Below are 15,774 nucleotides of genomic sequence, written 5' to 3'. Positions count from 1 at the left end.
AGGAATGCGCTACAGTACGCGCAAACCCTGCCCAAATGTTTTCCCCGTGCTGGTTTCCCAGGCGCGCAGATCAGCTCCGGTATCAATGTCGCTCAGCTCAGAAAGCAGTTGGAGGCGCAGGCCTAGTTGCTGCGCGTCGGCTACCGTAGCGGCGCACACAGTATCGGTGCTCCAGCTTTTGCCCGTGAACAAGCTCGGCCACAGTTGCTTCATTCCCAGCAGGTAGTAACCTCCATCGGTGGCGGGCCCGAGCACTACATCGTGGGTGCGTAAGGCCTCGAAAGCATTTGTCAGGTGGGCGGTAGTCAGGCCCGGGCAGTCCGTCCCGATGATGACCACGGCGGCAGCTTGCCGATCAAAGTCGTGGGCAAAAGCCGCCTGCATTTTCTCACCCAGGTCGCCTGGGGGCTGGGCCAGCTGCTCGTAGCCTGGCCACGCATCAGTCAGGTCAGCGGCGGGGCCGGCTTCGGCCAGCCACACGGTTTTATGCACCGGCAGCGGAGCCACCACGGCCCGGGTGTGGGCCAGCAGTTGGCGGTAAATGCTCAAGGCGGGTTCGGCCCCGATGTCCGCCGCGAGCCGCGTTTTCACGCGCCCCATTTCGGGCAGGCGGGCAAAGACAATCAAGTGGTTAAGTGCCGGAGGAGCCACGAAATCGTTATTCATAGACCGGGTTGCCTTGCTTCAGCCAGGGGCGCCACATTACGGAATAGGGGTGCACATTGGTAGTGGGACCATGCGCATTTACTACCCCATAGCCGTTGTTAACCCACTGAAAAATACCGCCGTACAAATTGCGCACATCCTGAAAGCCCCGCTCCCGCAGCCAGGCCCCTACCTGCTCGCTCCGGGCTCCGACGGTGCAATACACCACTATGGGCTGGGTGCGCGGCAACTGCCGCAAATCGGTGTCACGGAAATGGTCAAAATCTACGAACCGTGCTCCTTTCAAGTGGCTTACCCGGTATTCGGCCGGGGTGCGAGCGTCTAGGAGCACGACGGCGGCGGGGCTGCGCTGCAGGCTAGCAGCCAAGGCGGCGGGCTGCACCACGGGCACCGTCTGTTTGTAGAGCAGGCGCAGCATGTGGTCGTAAGCCGTCATGGTAGAGGTAGAGGCAGAAGCGGAAGTAGTGGAGCCGGTCTGCTGACCGCAGGCAGTTAGCGCAGCGGCCAGGAATCCTAAAAGCAGGCTGGAGCCTCGTTTCATGTGCGTTTCTGTGCGCCCGGAGGCAACTCGTTGGCATGGTGGCTAACTCCCCTTCAGCCAAGGAGCAACCACCAGTCGATGGAAAACAAGCTTCGCTGAGCGAGGCTGATTATTAGGTGGTTGCGCCGCCGCAACTCGAGCCGGCGCCGGCGGTGCAGCCGTAGCAGTGCTGGTTGATGACGATGGCCCGTGCGTTGAGCACAGCCTCATCAAAGTCCCGGATGTGCTGCACCGGGCTGGCTACGGTCAGGTCCAGCATCTGGTTGAAGTCACAGTCGTAGAGCTGCCCGTCCCAGCCAATGCTGAGGGTAGAACGGCACATGACGTTGGCAGCGGCCACTGGGTTGTAGGCCGCCACCAGCTTTTCCATGTAGCCCTCATAGTTGCCACTTTCTAGCAAATACTCCAGGAAACGGCTAACGGGTAGATTGGTGATGGTCAGCAAGTTATTGAACACAATACCGTACTCCCGCCCCAGGCGCTGCTTGAACTCCCGCTCCAGGCCTGCCTGGCTACCCGGCATAAAGGCTCCGGCGGGGTTGTACACCAAGTCCAAGCTCAGGCCCGAGCCTTCCTGGCCGTAGCCGACGGCATTCAGCATTTGTAAGGCCCGGATGGAACGCTCAAACACGCCTTCCCCCGCTGGGCATCGGTGCGGCCGGCCGAAAAGTGAGGCAGCGACGACACCACCCGCACCCGATGCCGGGCGAAGAACTCGGGCAGGTCGTGGTACTTCTTGTTGGCCACGATGATGGTCAGGTTGCAGCGCACAATGATGTCTCGCCCCAGCGCCGAAATCTGTTCCACCAGCCAGCGGAAATCCGGGTTCATCTCCGGGGCACCGCCGGTCAGGTCCACGGTAGCAATGTCGGTGCGGGCCAGGGCATCGAGGCAGAGCTGCATGGTGGCCCGGGTCATGATTTCGGTGCGGTCGGGGCCGGCATCTACGTGGCAGTGCTTACAGACTTGGTTGCACATCTTGCCCACGTTGATCTGCATGACACTCAGGCCAGTTGGCAGCAAGGGTAGCAAGCCGCTCTGTTGCAGTTTGTGGGCAAAAGACGGCAGATGCGCGCCTTCCGCCTCGGCCTGGGTCAGGACGGTAAGCTGGTAGGCCGTATCGGCCAAGGGGGCGTGCCGGGCCAGCAGGGACTTAATCATGGGCTATTAACTCGTAAGCCAACGGGGTAGTTCGCTGCTCCTGTAAGCAACACGCCCCAAGGGCAGCTGACTACATGCTTAACTCCTTGGCTTTGTTCATCATCTGCACGCCGTGCACCAGCGCGGCCCCACCCTTGATGGCGGCAGCTACGTGTACGGCTTCCATCATCTGGGCCTCGTCAGCGCCTTTCTGCAGGGAGTCGGAAGTGTAGGCATCAATGCAGTAAGGGCACTGCACGGCGTGAGCCACGGCCAGCGCAATCAGGGATTTTTCCCGCTCGGTTAGGGCTCCGTCCTTGAACACCTCGGCGTAGTAGGCGAAGAACTTGTTTCCCATTTCCGACTGCCACTCCGTGATGTTACCAAACTTGGCCAGATCCGCAGGATTGTAGTACGTGCTCATATTCAGATGTTTAACCTGTGGTGAAAGAAGTTGAAAGTAAATTGATTCCCGCAGAGCGGAGTAGCTGCGCGGGCGGCTACCCAACACACTCAACTGGCAGCATAGCTAGTAAGCGTTTAACTAGGCCGCAGGTTTTATCCGTCGTACCCGAATGCGCACTTCTTCGCCGTTTTCATTGGTAGTGGGCTCCACTTTGATGATGTCGGCTTCATCGAAGTACGTGGCCAGGCCGCGTACGATACCTACGGCCAGCGCCCCCATCCGCCGCTTCGACACGTAGTCGATGAACAACTCGTCGGGGCTGATGCGGGTAACGTGCAGCACGGGCGGGGCGTTTTCGGCGTGCTCGCTCCGCACCTGCCGGTGCATGGTGTTTTCGGTGTGCTCAATCATGTCGAGCGTGTTCCAGCCGGGCTGCACCAACCGCTGATACATGTACATCAGGTCCGGCACCAAGTACTCGCCAAACTTTTCGTGCAGTTCATCCGCCGACAGCCCGGTCATCTCGGCGGCCTGGCCTACCAACTGGTACATATGCTCATCGGGGTACACATGCTTGTGGTCGAAATCGGTAGCCGTCAGCCCCGAATTTTCCAGCAGCTGAATCCAGGTACTATGGTCGTACTGGGTCTGGACGTAGCGCTTGAGAAGCGTAAAGATGGTTCCGTGCACGGGTTGGGTAACTGGAGTTAGAATCGGAAGATAGCCGAAAACCAGTTATCTGCCAGCCCTGAACAGAAGAAGGAGCAGACAGCTTACGCCGCCTGCTCCTTCTTCTACCCTCGCGTTGCCGCTACAGGTTGCCGATTACGGTCATGGTGCTCAGGGTGGGCGAGGCTACCCCACCTTCATCCTCCACCGTCATGGCAAAGGCTTGGGCGCTGGCTATGTCCTTCATCTGCTGAATGCTGTCGCCGCTGGCCGTGGTGCTGGCTAGTACCCCGGCGTCAACGGGCTTGCCGTTGTCGAGGGCCCAGAGCTGGTACTGCTTGCCAGTTGGTGGTGCGGGCAGGTTGCGAACATCCACGTACACTGCTTTGGTTTGCGGGTTGTAGTACACGCGAGCCAGAGCATCTGGAGCCTTCGGCGTACCCTTCAGGTCCACGGTGCGGAAGGCCTGGTTACGCAGAACAGAAAGCTGCTGATCCCGTTCGTTCAGGGCCGCTTTCTGGGTAGCCGCGTAGCGCGATTGTTCCGTTTGGGCTACTTCCAGATTGGCTTCCGTTTCGCGCAGGCGGTTGTACAGCAAAAAGTTACCTAAAGCACTCAGTACCAACAGGGCCACCGAAGCTGCAATCAGCCACCGCGTACGGCTGCCGCTGGCAGTTTCAACCGGCATTTGCCGAACTACAGCCTCCCCAGCGGGGGTAGCAGCTGGCGCCGCGGCGGGGGCCGAAGCGACCATCCGGGGCGGCGTCGAGCTGCCGTCCGAAGCAGGAAGGCTGGGGGTTTGCTCCGCGGCTTGAATGGCTTGCTGCCAGCCCGCCAATACCCGTTCCCGCATGTCGGTGGGTGGGGTCAGGGCGTGGGCTTCGGCGTAGGCATCCAAGCTCGCAATAACTGTTTTCAGCTCCCGGTTTATCTCCGGATGCTCCCGTGCGATGCGCTCGACTTCGGCGCGCTCGACCTCGTTGAGTACGCCCAGAGCGTACTCCTCAAGGATGCCAGATTCGATATATTCCTGGATGTTCACGATTACCGAATCAATTTAGAAAGTACTTTGATGGCCGCCCGGGCGCGGGTTTTCACCGTACCGAGCGGGAGGTTGAGTTCTTCTGCCACTTCGCTTTGCGTAAATCCGCCGAAATAAAGCAGGTCCACGATTTGCCGCTGCTCCGGATTCAGCTGGCGCGTCATTTCCTGCAAGCCAATGTGCTCAGGCCGGAACGAAGGTTCGGCGGCCTGGCGCAGCGCTGCACTTTCTTCGATTGGCTGCGTACGACTACCTACGCGGTACTGTCGGGAGCGGATTTTGTCGATGGCTAAATTTCGGCACACATTCATCACCCAGGTAAACAAACGCCCTTTTTCGGCGTCGTAGGAGGGAAATGAGTGCCAGATTTTGACCATGGCCTCCTGCAAAACATCCTCCGCAATTTCTTCTTTCTTGACGATGCGCATAATCACACCGAACAAAGCTGCGGAGTACTTGTCGTAGAAGATGGTCATGGCCCCTTCGTCCCGGTCGCGCAGGCGTTGCACGAGCAGAACTTCAGTTTCGAGGGCAGCTGACTCAGAAGTAGGAACAGACACGGGCAGCAACTAATGGAAACAGGGCGGCGTAGCAATGCCAGCCCCGCGGATGAAACGAAAGTACTGGATAAACTTACATTTCGACACGCAGGCACCTAAAAAGTGCAATCCACGCACCTGAACATCTTGCTACGGCCCTTAACTAGCCGAAGTTACCACAGCCGAGGTTAACCACGGAAGCGGTTTACTTGTTTATTTCTTCTTAATAGGCCTTCTTTTTCGCCGGCCCTACCTCCACCGCTACCCCTTTATGGCAATTGAATCTTTCAACCCGTACACTGGCCGCGTAGAGCGCCGGTTCCGGGCGTTCAGCTGGAGCAAAACCGAACGTATTCTGGCCCAGGCGCACCGGGCCTTCGGGGAGTGGCGCACTACCTCGTTTGCGCACCGAGCCGGCCTGATGCGCCGCGCGGCCGCGCTGCTGCGTGAGCGACAGGACGAGCTGGCCCGCCTCATGGCCCTGGAAATGGGCAAGCCCGTAGTGGATGGCCGCGCCGAGGTGCAGAAGTGCGCCCTCACCTGCGACTACTACGCCGAGCACGCCGAGCACTTTCTAGCCGATGAAGAAATCAAGACCGAGGCCCAGCGCAGCTTTATTGCCCACGAGCCCATTGGGGTAGTGCTGGCCGTGATGCCCTGGAATTTTCCGTTCTGGCAGGTCGTGCGCTTTGCCGCGCCGGCCCTGATGGCGGGCAACGTGGGCTTGCTTAAGCACGCCTCCAACGTGCCTCAGTGCGCCCTCGCTCTGGAACAAATTTTCCATGATGCTGGCTTTCCGCCCGCTGCCTTCCGGGCCCTGCTCATCGGCTCTGATGTGGTAGGCAAGCTCATTGAAGATGATCGGGTGAAGGCCGTGACGCTCACTGGTTCGGAGCCGGCCGGGGCGCAGGTGGCTGCCACCGCTGGTCGCGAAATCAAGAAGACGGTGCTGGAGCTAGGCGGCTCCGACGCCTTTATTGTGCTGGTCGACGCCGACCTGGAGCTGGCCGCCAAAACCGCCGCCCAGGCCCGCATGATTAACGCCGGCCAGAGCTGCATTGCCGCCAAGCGCTTTATTATAGAGAAGCCGGTGCTCAAGGAATTCGTGGCGAAGATGAAAACCCACCTGCTGAACTTCCGCCCCGGCGACCCACTCGACGAGGCCACGCAGTACGGCCCCCTGGCCCGCCCCGACCTGGCCGACGAGCTTACCCAGCAAGTTGAAGACTCCGTGAAGCAAGGCGCGAAAGTGGAGCTGTTTGGGGGCAGAGCAAACCCGGCACCGCCCTGTTTCGGCCCGTAATCCTGACCAACGTAAAGCCCGGCCAACGCGCGTACGAAGAGGAGTTTTTCGGCCCCGTAGCCATTATTCTGGAAGCCAAAGATGCTGACGACGCCATCCGACTTGCCAACGATTCCCGCTTCGGCCTCGGTGGCTCCGTCTGGACCCGCGACGTCAGGCGCGGCGAGGAGCTGGCGCGGCGCGTGGAGGCCGGGGCGGTGTTCGTAAACAGCATGGTGAAATCGTCGCCGGAAATGCCGTTTGGGGGCGTGAAGAAGTCGGGTTACGGCCGGGAGCTTTCCCACCTTGGCATCCGGGAGTTTGTCAATCAGAAATCCATTTGGGTGGCTAAGGAAACCAAGCCAGAGGCTCGAAAGAAAGTAGAATAGCCAGGCCAGTGCCTGCCGGCTGCCGGCAATAATCCGCCAACAAAAAACGGTGTCCTTCCGAGCGGAGCGAGGAATCTGGGATGCACGCAAGAGCCTAACCTAGATTCCTCACTCCACTCGGAAAGACACCGTTTTTAAGGTAGTACAATCAAAATGTCTCTGGCTTTGTGCGTGGATTGCGAAGGGAGCTGAGGCGTGCTGGGCGCAGCCAAATCTGCTCCAGCCCTACCCCTGTTAACACCCCGAGCGTGTAGCAGAGCAAGTCGCTCCACAGGAAGCCCTGGCCCAGCACGAGGCGGCCGGGCCGGGTGTGGCGCAAGGCATCCAGCCAAGGCACGTGGTAGAGCTGACTGCATTCTATGCAAAAGGCAAAGCCCAGGGCCACGGCCGCAACCCGACTATTACCCCACCGCGGCCAGCCGAAGCCAACCAGCCAGAACACTAGCAGCGCCCACAGTGCGTCGCCGGCATAGGCTCCTATCCAAGCCGGCAGTAGAGGGGCAAATTGGCGGGAGGCCAGCCCTAATCCTATGGTTAGCAGGCCTAACACGGCATACCAGATTCTATTTCTTTTCATGCCACCTAAGCCAGTAAAGCCAACGAAAACCAAAATTAGTATTTACTTTGTGTTTCAAAGTAATTTGCAATACTACTTACATCGTAACGGGCACCGGTGGTGGAGTTCGTGCGTTTCATCGTGGAAGAAAGGAAAACATGGAGTATTTCGTAGCCCAAGAATCGGTGGTGCGCACCATTTGGGGAAAGGCTGATACGGTGCTGTTCATTTTTGCGGGGGCGGCCGCCGAGTTTGCCGTGAACAAGGCAGTCGACTGGCTGTATTTCACGGGCCGCCTGCCCGCCGATCCGCTGGGCCGTCTGTTCTCGACGGTAGAATACGCCCGGCAGATTGTGTTTGCCGAGCGCCACGAAGCCGAGCGGGCCATCGACACCATTGCGGCCATTCACGCCGCCGTGGAAGCTAAGCGGGGGCAGCGCATTCCGGCCTGGGCCTACCGCGACGTGCTGTACATGCTTATTGACTACTCCATCCGTGCCTTTGAGCTATTGGAGCGCCCTTTATCGGCGCCGGAAAAAGCCGAAGTCTGTGCTGTGTTCTGCCGGGTAGGACAGCGCATGGGCATTCCGGAGCTACCAGCTACGTACGCCGCCTGGCTCCTAGACCGGGAACAGCACCTCAGTCAGGACTTAGCGCATAGCCCTTTCACCACCAACCTGTACGCTCAGTACCGCAAGCACTTGGGCCCACTCCGGTACCAACTGCTGCTACAGGGGCAGGCGCTGGTAGTACCCGCGCCAGTTCGGGGGTTGCTGCGGTTGGGTCGGCGCTCTTGGTTGGAGCCCGTTGTGCCCATTTACCGTCGCACGCAGCACCTGGCTGTAAGCAAATGGGTGAAAACCAGCTTACTGCCAGCCGCCTACCGGGCCCAGATCAGCGCGCTGGACCGGGAGCCGGCCCCAGCGCGGCCGCTGGCGGCGTAAGGCAGGCAGCTACCCGAGGCGTGGCGACACATAGTGGCTCTCTTCCCTAACTACAAGCGTAAAAAATCTGGGCCGAAGCATTTGTTTTTTAAGCGCCAAACAGTGGCGCGGCATACCTGCCACCGGAGCCAACACGGCCCGGCTGGCAGGTATTTTTGCTTGTGCCGTAGGTGTATTGGCTTGTGGATAAGGCAAAGAAATGAGGTGAGCAGGCAAGAAACGAGGCTTGCAAATAGCCGCTAAAGGCAAATACATTAGCATTATTCACTGCCTTAGTTGAATTATTTTCTAGACCACACGGGCCCATTTCCATCGCTCATTTTTGCGTGGCTCGCTTCTCAAGGAAATGATGACCTCCCGGCTACCCGGGCTATCTGCCTACTGAACTACAGCCAATTACCCCTGGCTTCCGCTCCTGTTGCCTCACCCTTTTTGTTCTCCAAATCCCACCGTTATGAAAAGAACTTTCTACCAGTACGTCCATCGAGTCCGTGCCCGAGGCTTGGCTTTGCTGGGCGGGCTCTGTTTACTAACTCAGCTACCCGCCCAGGCCCAGCAGCAGCTTGTTTGGGAGGAAAACTTCAACGGCACCACTATTAACCCCAGCACGTGGACCTTTGACCAGGGCGACGGATGCGCTCAGGGCGTGTGCGGCTGGGGCAACAGCGAGTTGGAAACGTACACCAACCGCCCTGAAAACGCCCGCGTAGAGGGCGGCAACCTTATCATTGAGGCCCGGCGCGAAAACTATCAGGGCAAGGCCTTTACCTCGGCCCGCTTGAAAACCCTGGGCCGCGTGCAGTTTAAATACGGCACCCTGGAAGCCCGCATTAAGGTACCCAACCTGCAAAACGGGCTGTGGCCGGCCTTCTGGATGCTGGGCGCCTCGGGCACTTGGCCGGCTAGTGGGGAAGTGGACATTATGGAAATGGGCTCGGCCGCTGCCATTCAGGCCGGGCTTACCAACCGCCGGTTGGGCGGGGCCACCCACTGGGAAAACGCCGATTCCCACGCCGCCTACGACACCCACTACGACAGCCCCACCGACCTGACGGCCGACTACCACGTGTACCGCATGAGCTGGGACAGCCAGTTCATCCGGATGTATATTGATGGCACTGAGTACTACGCCATTGATATTTCCCGGGCCGCGGCGGCTGATTTGGAGGAGTTCCACAAGGCGCAGTACATCCTGCTGAACCTGGCCGTGGGCGGGCAGTACACCGGCATCTACGACCCGAACGCCATTACCGCCCCCCTACCCGGCCAGATGCTGGTCGACTACATCCGCCTCTACCAGAGCCCCGGCGACGAGCTGTACCTGGGCACCAACAACAGCATTGCCGGCGACTTTGGCATCTACACCGAAAACCCGGCCATTACCAACCGCCTGGCCTACGGGCAGGACGCCAACCTCTACCTCTGGAACAACCTCACTAACATTGCCGGCGCTACCCCCTTCGAGGGCCAGGAAGTGCTGGCCCTGCGCGCCAACGCAGGCAACTGGTTTGGCTTTGGAGTTGATAACCAGGTGAAGAACCTGGCGGCCTTTGCCAATGGCTCCCTCAAGTTCCAGTTCAAGACTACCTACGCCGGGCAATTTAAGGTTGGGCTTAAGTCGGGCGCTGGCGAAAGCTGGATTGATTTTCCGGCGGGCAGCAGCAAGTACGGGCTAGTGCGCGACGGGCAGTGGCACGAAGTGGTGCTGCCGATGTCGGCTTTTGGCAACGGCGACCTGGGCTCAGTAACGCAGACGTTTATGTTTGCCGGCGACGCAGCTAGCAGCCAGGCTGACTTTTACTTCGACAACATCTACTACAGCGGGGGCGTGGCCACCAACCCCGCGCCCACCGTCAGCCTGACTTCGCCCGCCAACGAGGCGTTGCTTACCACGCCGGTCAGCCCTACCCTCACGGCCAACGCCGCCGACGCCAACGGCTCGGTTACGAAGGTGGAATTCTACAGCGGTTTTACCCTCATTGGTACGGCTACCACGGCGCCCTACAGCGTGCCCTGGCAAAACGTAATGCCGGGCACCTACACGCTTACGGCCAAGGCTACGGACAACGAAGGCGTTGTGACTACCTCGGCTCCGGTTACCGTGTTTGTGGCCGCCCCAAACAACGCGGCGCCGGCCGTCAGCCTCACTGCGCCTTCTGCTTCCAATAGCTTCACTACGCCCGCCACCATCACGCTGGAAGCCAATGCCACGGATGCCGATGGCACGGTGTACAAGGTGGAATTCTACAACGGCATTACCCTGCTGGGCACTGACTTCTCCAGCCCCTACACGTACACGTGGAGCGGTGTGGCGGCCGGCACGTACTCGCTTACCGCCAAAGTAACCGACAACGGCAAGCTCACGGCTACCTCGGCACCAGTGAGCGTTACGGTCCGCAGCAACGTGATGGCGGGACCCAACTTCGGGGTGTACACGGACAACACCCAGATTACGGACAAGCTGGCCCTGGGTCAGGATGCTAATCTGTATATCTGGAACAACCTCAGCAACATTGCCTCCCCTACCCCTTTCGAGGGGCCGAACGTACTGGCCCTGCGCGCTAATGCCGGCAACTGGTTTGGCTTCGGCATTGCCAACGACATCAAGAACCTGGCGGCTTTCAAGGAGGGCTCCCTCAAGTTTCAGTTTAAGACTACCTACGCCGGGCAGTTCAAATTTGGGGTGAAAACTGGCGGGCAGAAGGCTGGGTTGATTTCCCGGCCGGCGCCACCCAGTATGGCCTGCAGCGCGACGGACAGTGGCACGAAGTGATTATTCCGCTGCGGGCGTTCGGTAACCTCGACTGGGCGACCTTGGAGCAGGCGCTGATGTTTGCCGGCGACGCCCCCGGCGCAGCAGCAGACTTCTACTTCGACAACGTGTACTACAACACCCAGCCCGTGGTAGTAGCGCCCGTTACTTACTGCGGCACCGCTGCCAGCGGCGACTACAGCTGGAAAGCCGTAACCAGCGGTAGCAACGTGGCCTTCACCTTCCACCCGTTGGGTGCTACGGCAGGCGGCAACTTGGCCATAGTGTACGTGAACGGGCCCGGCTATCTGATGACCAAAAATTCAGCCGGCGACTTCACCTACACCGTACCGAACCAAACCAGCGGCACCGTCCTAAACGTGTACTTCACCTACCAAGTAGGCGCCGGCGGATTCGAGCGGAACTCGGCCGCTACCCCGCATGCGTACACCGTAGGTGCCAGCTGCGGCGCAGCCCCCGTTAACGCGGCGCCTACCGTAGCCCTGACTTCGCCCACGGCCACCAGCTTCTCGGCGCCGGCCACCATTACCCTCACGGCTACGGCCGCGGATACCGATGGCAGCATCAGCAGAGTAGAGTTTTACCAGGGCACTACCCTGCTCGGCTCCGATGCTACGGCCCCGTTTAGCTTTACCTGGAACAACGTATCCGCTGGCGCTTACTCGCTCACGGCCAAGGCTTTTGACGACAAAAACCTATCCACTACCTCCGCAGTCGTGGCCATCACCGTCGTTATTCCGGACGCCGACAACGATGGCTACCCCGCCGACCAAGACTGCGACGACAACAATGCCGCCGTGCACCCCGGCCTGGTTTTCTACGCGGATGCTGACGGCGACGGATTTGGAAATGCTGGGGCTCCTACGGTAACGGCCTGCGCTACTCCCGCTGGCTACACCCTGCGGGCCGGCGACTGCAACGACCAGAATGCGGCCATCAACCCCGCGGCGCAGGACGTGTGCGGCCAGGACCGCAACTGCGACGGTAAGCTGGACTTGCCCGCCCAGGTGGCTCCTACTGTTGCCGTGCAGCCTTCCTCTAGCGTGCAAACCGGCGGCCCGGCCACAACTATTTATCTGGGCTACGGCGCTCAGCGTGTGCAACTGACAGCCAGCGCGGCCGCGGCGGCAAGCTACACCTGGAGCCCAGCCGCTGGCCTGAGCGCCAGCACCGGTGCTAGCGTGGTGTTTACGCCCACGGCTCCTGGTCGCTACACCTTCACGGTCACGGCCCGCAACGCGGCCGGCTGCACCGCCGACGCCAGCGTGACCATCACCGTAATTGATGCTCGCGGCCTTAAGCATTCGGATAAAGTGCTGGTGTGCCACCAAGGGCAGGTACTGGAAATCAGCGCCAATGCCGTGGCGGCCCACCTCAGCCACAGCGACAAGCTCGGGAGCTGCTCGGCGGTGGCAGCCCGGCCCGCGACGGCCGGTGTTGCTAGCAGCCCATCGACCCTAATGACCACCGACCTGACCCTTTCCCCGAACCCAGCCCAGGACCGGGTGAGCCTAGAAGTGGCGCTAGGCCAGGATGCTACCTACTCGCTGGCCATTTATGATCTGAAAGGCACGCTGGTCAAAACCATCAGCAGTGGTCAATCGGCAGCGGGCCAGCGACTTTCCTTAGAGTGGAATGCCGCTGACTACGCCGAGGGCATCTACCTGGTGCGTCTCGTAACGGAGAAAGAAGTCATCAATAAACGCCTGGTAATTCAGCACTAACCAACTACAAACTTAGCTTTCAACACAACGCCCCAACCGCTTGGTTGGGGCGTTGTGTTTTGTTCTTTATTGAGGCCAACTCGGGTGTGTTCTTCCGAGCGAAGCAAGGAATCTGGGTCAATCTCTTACCTGGAACTCAGATTCCTCGCTCTACTCGGAAGGACACGCGGGGTAGGCTACTGCACTTGGCTGGGAGCTACCGCCATTTGCTCGGCATGTTGCGCGCTGCCTTTCAGCTCGGCCAGGATTTCATAGGAGCGCAGGCGGGCGGCGTGGTCGTAGATGTGCGAAACGACCATGAGCTCCGCCACCTGGGTTTGCGCCACAAAGGCTTCTAGTTTCCGAGTGATGGTGGCGGGGCCACCGATGAAGACGTAGGTCATCATCTGGCGTACGGCGGCTTCCTCGTAGTCGGTCCAGTACCCTTCCATGCTGTCCAATGGGGCTGTAAGGGAAGCGTAGTGCCGCGGATGATGCCCAGGGCAAACACATAGAACGAAGTAGCCAGCCGTTCAGCTTCCTCGTCGGTATCGGCCGCAATTACGTTCACACAGGCCATGGCGTACGGTTCCGCAAGTTGGCCGGAGGGCCGGAAGTTGCGGCGGTACAAGCCCAGGGCCTCGTGCAAATAGGTAGGCGCGAAGTGGCTGGCAAAGGCAAACGGTAGGCCGAGCAGCGCCGCCAGTTGGGCGCTGTAGGTGCTGGAGCCCAACAGCCAAATCGGAATGTCGAGCCCCTCGCCCGGCACGGCCCGCACTCGGCTACCCCGGTTTTCGGCCGAAAGGTAGGTTTGCAGTTCCTGCACGTTGCGGGGAAAATCGTTGGCAGCCGTGTGCTGGTCGCGGCGCAGGGCTTGGGCCGTAAGCTGGTCGGTACCGGGGGCGCGGCCCAAGCCCAGGTCGATACGGCCGGGATAAAGCGAGGCTAGGGTACCAAACTGCTCGGCAATCACCAGCGGGGCGTGGTTCGGTAGCATGATGCCGCCCGAGCCCACCCGAATGCTGGCAGTGCCGCCCGCTACGTGCCCAATCAGAATGGCCGTAGCCGAGGAAGCAATGCTGGCCATGTTGTGGTGTTCAGCCAGCCAGTAGCGCCGGTAGCCCCACCGCTCGGCGTGGCGGGCCAGGTCAACGCTGTTGCGGAAGGTATCGGCGGGCGTGTAGCCGGCCAGAATAGCGGCCAAGTCCAGCACCGACAGGGTGAGGGTGGCAAGCGGGGAAGTGTTCATAGCAGGAAGGATAGGGAGGGCCGGCGGGCGAAACCGGTCCGTTGACCAGCCCACCGACGGACGCCAGGTGTTCACCCGCGGCGCAGTGCCGCGCTTTCGTGGTGCTACCAAATCGAAGGCGTAACAACCATGCTCGGAGCCAAAAGGTTTACGGTCCCGAAACTCCCCTTCCCAGTACTTGCCGTCGGGCGGCGGCAAACCTATGCGGGCCTGTTATTCCTTGCTCGGTGTTCTTGCTTGCCGCTGCATACGGGGTGTACTGCGGTGCGCCTACCGCGGTTTTCATAATGAGTTGCCGCCGTGGCACTCAGCGTAAGGCCCGGCCAGTGCCCACGTGCTACCGCCGAGCTAGTCTGAGCCCCAGGATTTGCCCGTACGCTGCACGGGGCCCACGCCGCCAATTGGCCTAGACTACCCAGCCGCCGCGCGCAGCCCGCTATAACTACGCCACGTAGCCCCGCAGCCGGTACACTGCATAGCCTACCATTTCATGCAGCAGAATACCCCACAGGCGCGGGGCCTCGTCGCTGGGAATCAGCCAGTACGTGAGCGTGGCCTGCCGGTCAGAGGAATAGTAGGAAGCCGGGAAAACGGCAGGATTCAGGCCTACCTCACGGAAGCAGCCCATGGCCCGGCGCAGGTGAAAAGCGGAGGTAATCAGCACGATGGACTTAATTTCTGGGTGCTGACGTAGCAAGGCGCGGGTATTGAGGGCGTTTTCGCGGGTGTTGCGGCTGCGGGTTTCCAGCAGTATGTGCTGCCGGGGTACGCCGGCCAGCCGCAGCAGAATGCCCAACTCTTCCGCCTCTGAGCGCCGTTTACTGCCGCCCAAAGCCCCGACCCGCCCGAGACGATGATGTTGCGAATGCGCCCGGCCCGGTACAGCCACAAGGTATGCAGCAGCCGGTCGGCGCCCTGCTCCACGTACACCCGGTCGTGGGGCGACTTGCGGCCCTTGGTGATGCCCGTGAGCAGGACGCCCGCATCGTGGCGGCCCAGCTGGGTAAGCCGCACGGGCGGAATTTCCCAGGCCAGCAAGGCTTCATTGACCAGAGCGCCGTTGGTGAGCACTAACAGCAGGGCAACTCCCAGCCCCAGCAGCCGCGGCCCCCATGTGGAGCGGCGCCGCAGAACGGCCAGCAGCAACACCGCTACCACCCATACCAAGGGCGAAATAAGGAAATCAAGCAGTTTTGACAGGATAAAGAACATAGCCGCGAAACTACGAGCCTCCCATTCAGCATCCCACCCCACTTCCTACCTCTTGTTTAATTAGAATGAGGAGATACAAAAAGCACCCGTCATACGAAGCATGTGGCTCGATGCGCTACATGCTTCGTATGACGGGCTGCTTAAAACGGTTTCGAGCACTGGGTACCCAGGAAATTACTTTTTTTACTATTCAGACGCACTAACTACCCGTTCCGGTTGCGGACAAAGCGGCCAAAAGTGTCCGGCGTGCTACTCTTCTACCTCAACGGCATCCGTGCAGCTTTGCAGCTGGGTGAGCATTTCCAGCACTTCCTGCTCCGTGCGCAGCGTGTCGCACTCCATCAACCGGCCCCGGCAGTAGGACACAAAGAACGGGGCTACTTTGGTATCCATCATCTTGCGGGCCACGGGGTTCTCATCGGCATCCAAACGAAGAAAAACCGTGGACAGAAAGCGCGCGTCCACGGAAAACTGCTCGAATGGGGGAGCCAGCAGGTCGCAGACGGAACAGTTCTCGGAGGTGAATTTCGCCAGCACCCGGGGGTAGTCGTGAATGATCGTGCGCAGTCCTTCGTCGTTGGTGTCAATAACTTTCATACGGTGCATTCTACGTGAGCCGGTGGTTCGGGCGCTTACATCACCCTACTCTTCCCGGCAGACAAA

At 60.1% G+C, this 15,774-nt stretch carries 17 protein-coding genes and 1 pseudogene; 6 read left to right on the top strand and 12 right to left on the bottom strand.

Features of this window, described 5'->3' with window-relative positions; translation table 11 throughout:
* Nucleotides 1–9 precede the first annotated feature (9 nt).
* The 7 genes and pseudogenes from MUN84_RS21175 to MUN84_RS21145 all read right to left on the bottom strand — a co-directional run bounded on the left by MUN84_RS21175 (nucleotide 10) and on the right by MUN84_RS21145 (nucleotide 5,024).
* Nucleotides 10–666, bottom strand: coding sequence for a TIGR04282 family arsenosugar biosynthesis glycosyltransferase (locus tag MUN84_RS21175; RefSeq protein ID WP_244695884.1), 657 nt, complete (start codon nucleotides 664–666; stop codon nucleotides 10–12).
* Nucleotides 659–1,207: a rhodanese-like domain-containing protein gene (locus MUN84_RS21170; protein WP_244695883.1), complete on the bottom strand. Its 549-nt coding sequence runs from the start codon at nucleotides 1,205–1,207 to the stop codon at nucleotides 659–661. Before MUN84_RS21170 ends, MUN84_RS21175 begins: the two co-directional genes overlap by 8 nt.
* Nucleotides 1,208–1,319: 112 nt before the next feature.
* Nucleotides 1,320–2,365, bottom strand: a pseudogene (gene arsS, locus MUN84_RS21165) (arsenosugar biosynthesis radical SAM (seleno)protein ArsS).
* A gap of 73 nt (nucleotides 2,366–2,438) precedes the next feature.
* Nucleotides 2,439–2,771: an arsenosugar biosynthesis-associated peroxidase-like protein gene (locus tag MUN84_RS21160; RefSeq protein WP_244695882.1), complete on the bottom strand. Its 333-nt coding sequence runs from the start codon at nucleotides 2,769–2,771 to the stop codon at nucleotides 2,439–2,441.
* A 120-nt stretch (nucleotides 2,772–2,891) separates the two neighbouring features.
* Nucleotides 2,892–3,443, bottom strand: coding sequence for a heme NO-binding domain-containing protein (locus tag MUN84_RS21155; RefSeq protein WP_244695881.1), 552 nt, complete (start codon nucleotides 3,441–3,443; stop codon nucleotides 2,892–2,894).
* Nucleotides 3,444–3,564: 121 nt separating this feature from the next.
* A complete protein-coding gene (locus MUN84_RS21150; RefSeq protein ID WP_244695880.1) occupies nucleotides 3,565–4,464 on the bottom strand; it encodes an anti-sigma factor domain-containing protein in 900 nt (299 codons plus the stop codon).
* A gap of 2 nt (nucleotides 4,465–4,466) precedes the next feature.
* Complete coding sequence (locus tag MUN84_RS21145; protein ID WP_244695879.1) at nucleotides 4,467–5,024, bottom strand: RNA polymerase sigma factor; 558 nt, start codon at nucleotides 5,022–5,024, stop codon at nucleotides 4,467–4,469.
* Nucleotides 5,025–5,274: 250 nt separating this feature from the next.
* Here MUN84_RS21145 and MUN84_RS21140 point away from each other — a divergent pair, with 250 nt between their 5' ends.
* Together MUN84_RS21140 and MUN84_RS24260 are read left to right on the top strand one after the other, a co-directional pair.
* Nucleotides 5,275–6,306, top strand: a complete 1,032-nt coding sequence (locus MUN84_RS21140) for an aldehyde dehydrogenase family protein (protein ID WP_317239033.1) — start codon at nucleotides 5,275–5,277, stop codon at nucleotides 6,304–6,306.
* Nucleotides 6,291–6,674: an aldehyde dehydrogenase family protein gene (locus MUN84_RS24260; protein WP_317239236.1), complete on the top strand. Its 384-nt coding sequence runs from the start codon at nucleotides 6,291–6,293 to the stop codon at nucleotides 6,672–6,674. The genes MUN84_RS21140 and MUN84_RS24260 overlap by 16 nt, the downstream gene beginning before the upstream one ends.
* A 148-nt stretch (nucleotides 6,675–6,822) precedes the next feature.
* Here the strand turns inward: MUN84_RS24260 and MUN84_RS21135 are convergent, their stop codons facing one another.
* Nucleotides 6,823–7,251, bottom strand: coding sequence for a DUF2809 domain-containing protein (locus tag MUN84_RS21135; RefSeq protein WP_244695878.1), 429 nt, complete (start codon nucleotides 7,249–7,251; stop codon nucleotides 6,823–6,825).
* A gap of 137 nt (nucleotides 7,252–7,388) precedes the next feature.
* On the opposite strand from MUN84_RS21135, the gene MUN84_RS21130 reads away from it, so the two are divergent.
* The 3 genes from MUN84_RS21130 to MUN84_RS21120 all read left to right on the top strand — a co-directional run bounded on the left by MUN84_RS21130 (nucleotide 7,389) and on the right by MUN84_RS21120 (nucleotide 12,671).
* Nucleotides 7,389–8,174, top strand: a complete 786-nt coding sequence (locus MUN84_RS21130) for an oxygenase MpaB family protein (protein ID WP_244695877.1) — start codon at nucleotides 7,389–7,391, stop codon at nucleotides 8,172–8,174.
* A gap of 454 nt (nucleotides 8,175–8,628) precedes the next feature.
* On the top strand, nucleotides 8,629–10,947 hold the full coding sequence (locus MUN84_RS21125) for an Ig-like domain-containing protein (protein ID WP_244695876.1): 2,319 nt from the start codon (nucleotides 8,629–8,631) through the stop codon (nucleotides 10,945–10,947).
* Nucleotides 10,944–12,671: an Ig-like domain-containing protein gene (locus MUN84_RS21120; RefSeq protein ID WP_244695875.1), complete on the top strand. Its 1,728-nt coding sequence runs from the start codon at nucleotides 10,944–10,946 to the stop codon at nucleotides 12,669–12,671. Before MUN84_RS21125 ends, MUN84_RS21120 begins: the two co-directional genes overlap by 4 nt.
* 176 nt (nucleotides 12,672–12,847) lie before the next feature.
* Here the strand turns inward: MUN84_RS21120 and MUN84_RS24255 are convergent, their stop codons facing one another.
* The 3 genes from MUN84_RS24255 to MUN84_RS21110 all read right to left on the bottom strand — a co-directional run bounded on the left by MUN84_RS24255 (nucleotide 12,848) and on the right by MUN84_RS21110 (nucleotide 14,788).
* Nucleotides 12,848–13,102 carry a hypothetical protein gene (locus MUN84_RS24255; RefSeq protein ID WP_317239032.1) on the bottom strand — a complete coding sequence of 85 codons (255 nt, stop codon included), beginning with the start codon at nucleotides 13,100–13,102 and terminating at the stop codon, nucleotides 12,848–12,850.
* Nucleotides 13,054–13,899, bottom strand: coding sequence for an LLM class flavin-dependent oxidoreductase (locus tag MUN84_RS21115; RefSeq protein WP_317239031.1), 846 nt, complete (start codon nucleotides 13,897–13,899; stop codon nucleotides 13,054–13,056). Before MUN84_RS21115 ends, MUN84_RS24255 begins: the two co-directional genes overlap by 49 nt.
* Nucleotides 13,900–14,341: 442 nt before the next feature.
* Nucleotides 14,342–14,788 (bottom strand): YdcF family protein, encoded by a 447-nt coding sequence (locus tag MUN84_RS21110; protein ID WP_244695874.1) that lies wholly within the window; start codon nucleotides 14,786–14,788, stop codon nucleotides 14,342–14,344.
* Nucleotides 14,789–14,835: 47 nt separating this feature from the next.
* Here MUN84_RS21110 and MUN84_RS21105 point away from each other — a divergent pair, with 47 nt between their 5' ends.
* Nucleotides 14,836–14,973, top strand: a complete 138-nt coding sequence (locus MUN84_RS21105; protein WP_244695873.1) for a hypothetical protein — start codon at nucleotides 14,836–14,838, stop codon at nucleotides 14,971–14,973.
* Between the two features lie 387 nt (nucleotides 14,974–15,360).
* Here the strand turns inward: MUN84_RS21105 and MUN84_RS21100 are convergent, their stop codons facing one another.
* Nucleotides 15,361–15,708, bottom strand: coding sequence for a thioredoxin family protein (locus tag MUN84_RS21100; protein WP_244695872.1), 348 nt, complete (start codon nucleotides 15,706–15,708; stop codon nucleotides 15,361–15,363).
* Nucleotides 15,709–15,774: the final 66 nt, after the last annotated feature.

The sequence above is a fragment of the Hymenobacter sp. 5516J-16 genome (assembly GCF_022919335.1).
Lineage (GTDB): Bacteria > Bacteroidota > Bacteroidia > Cytophagales > Hymenobacteraceae > Hymenobacter > Hymenobacter sublimis.
Note: the sequence above shows the minus strand (reverse complement) of the source record. Positions and strands in the feature narration are given on the sequence as shown.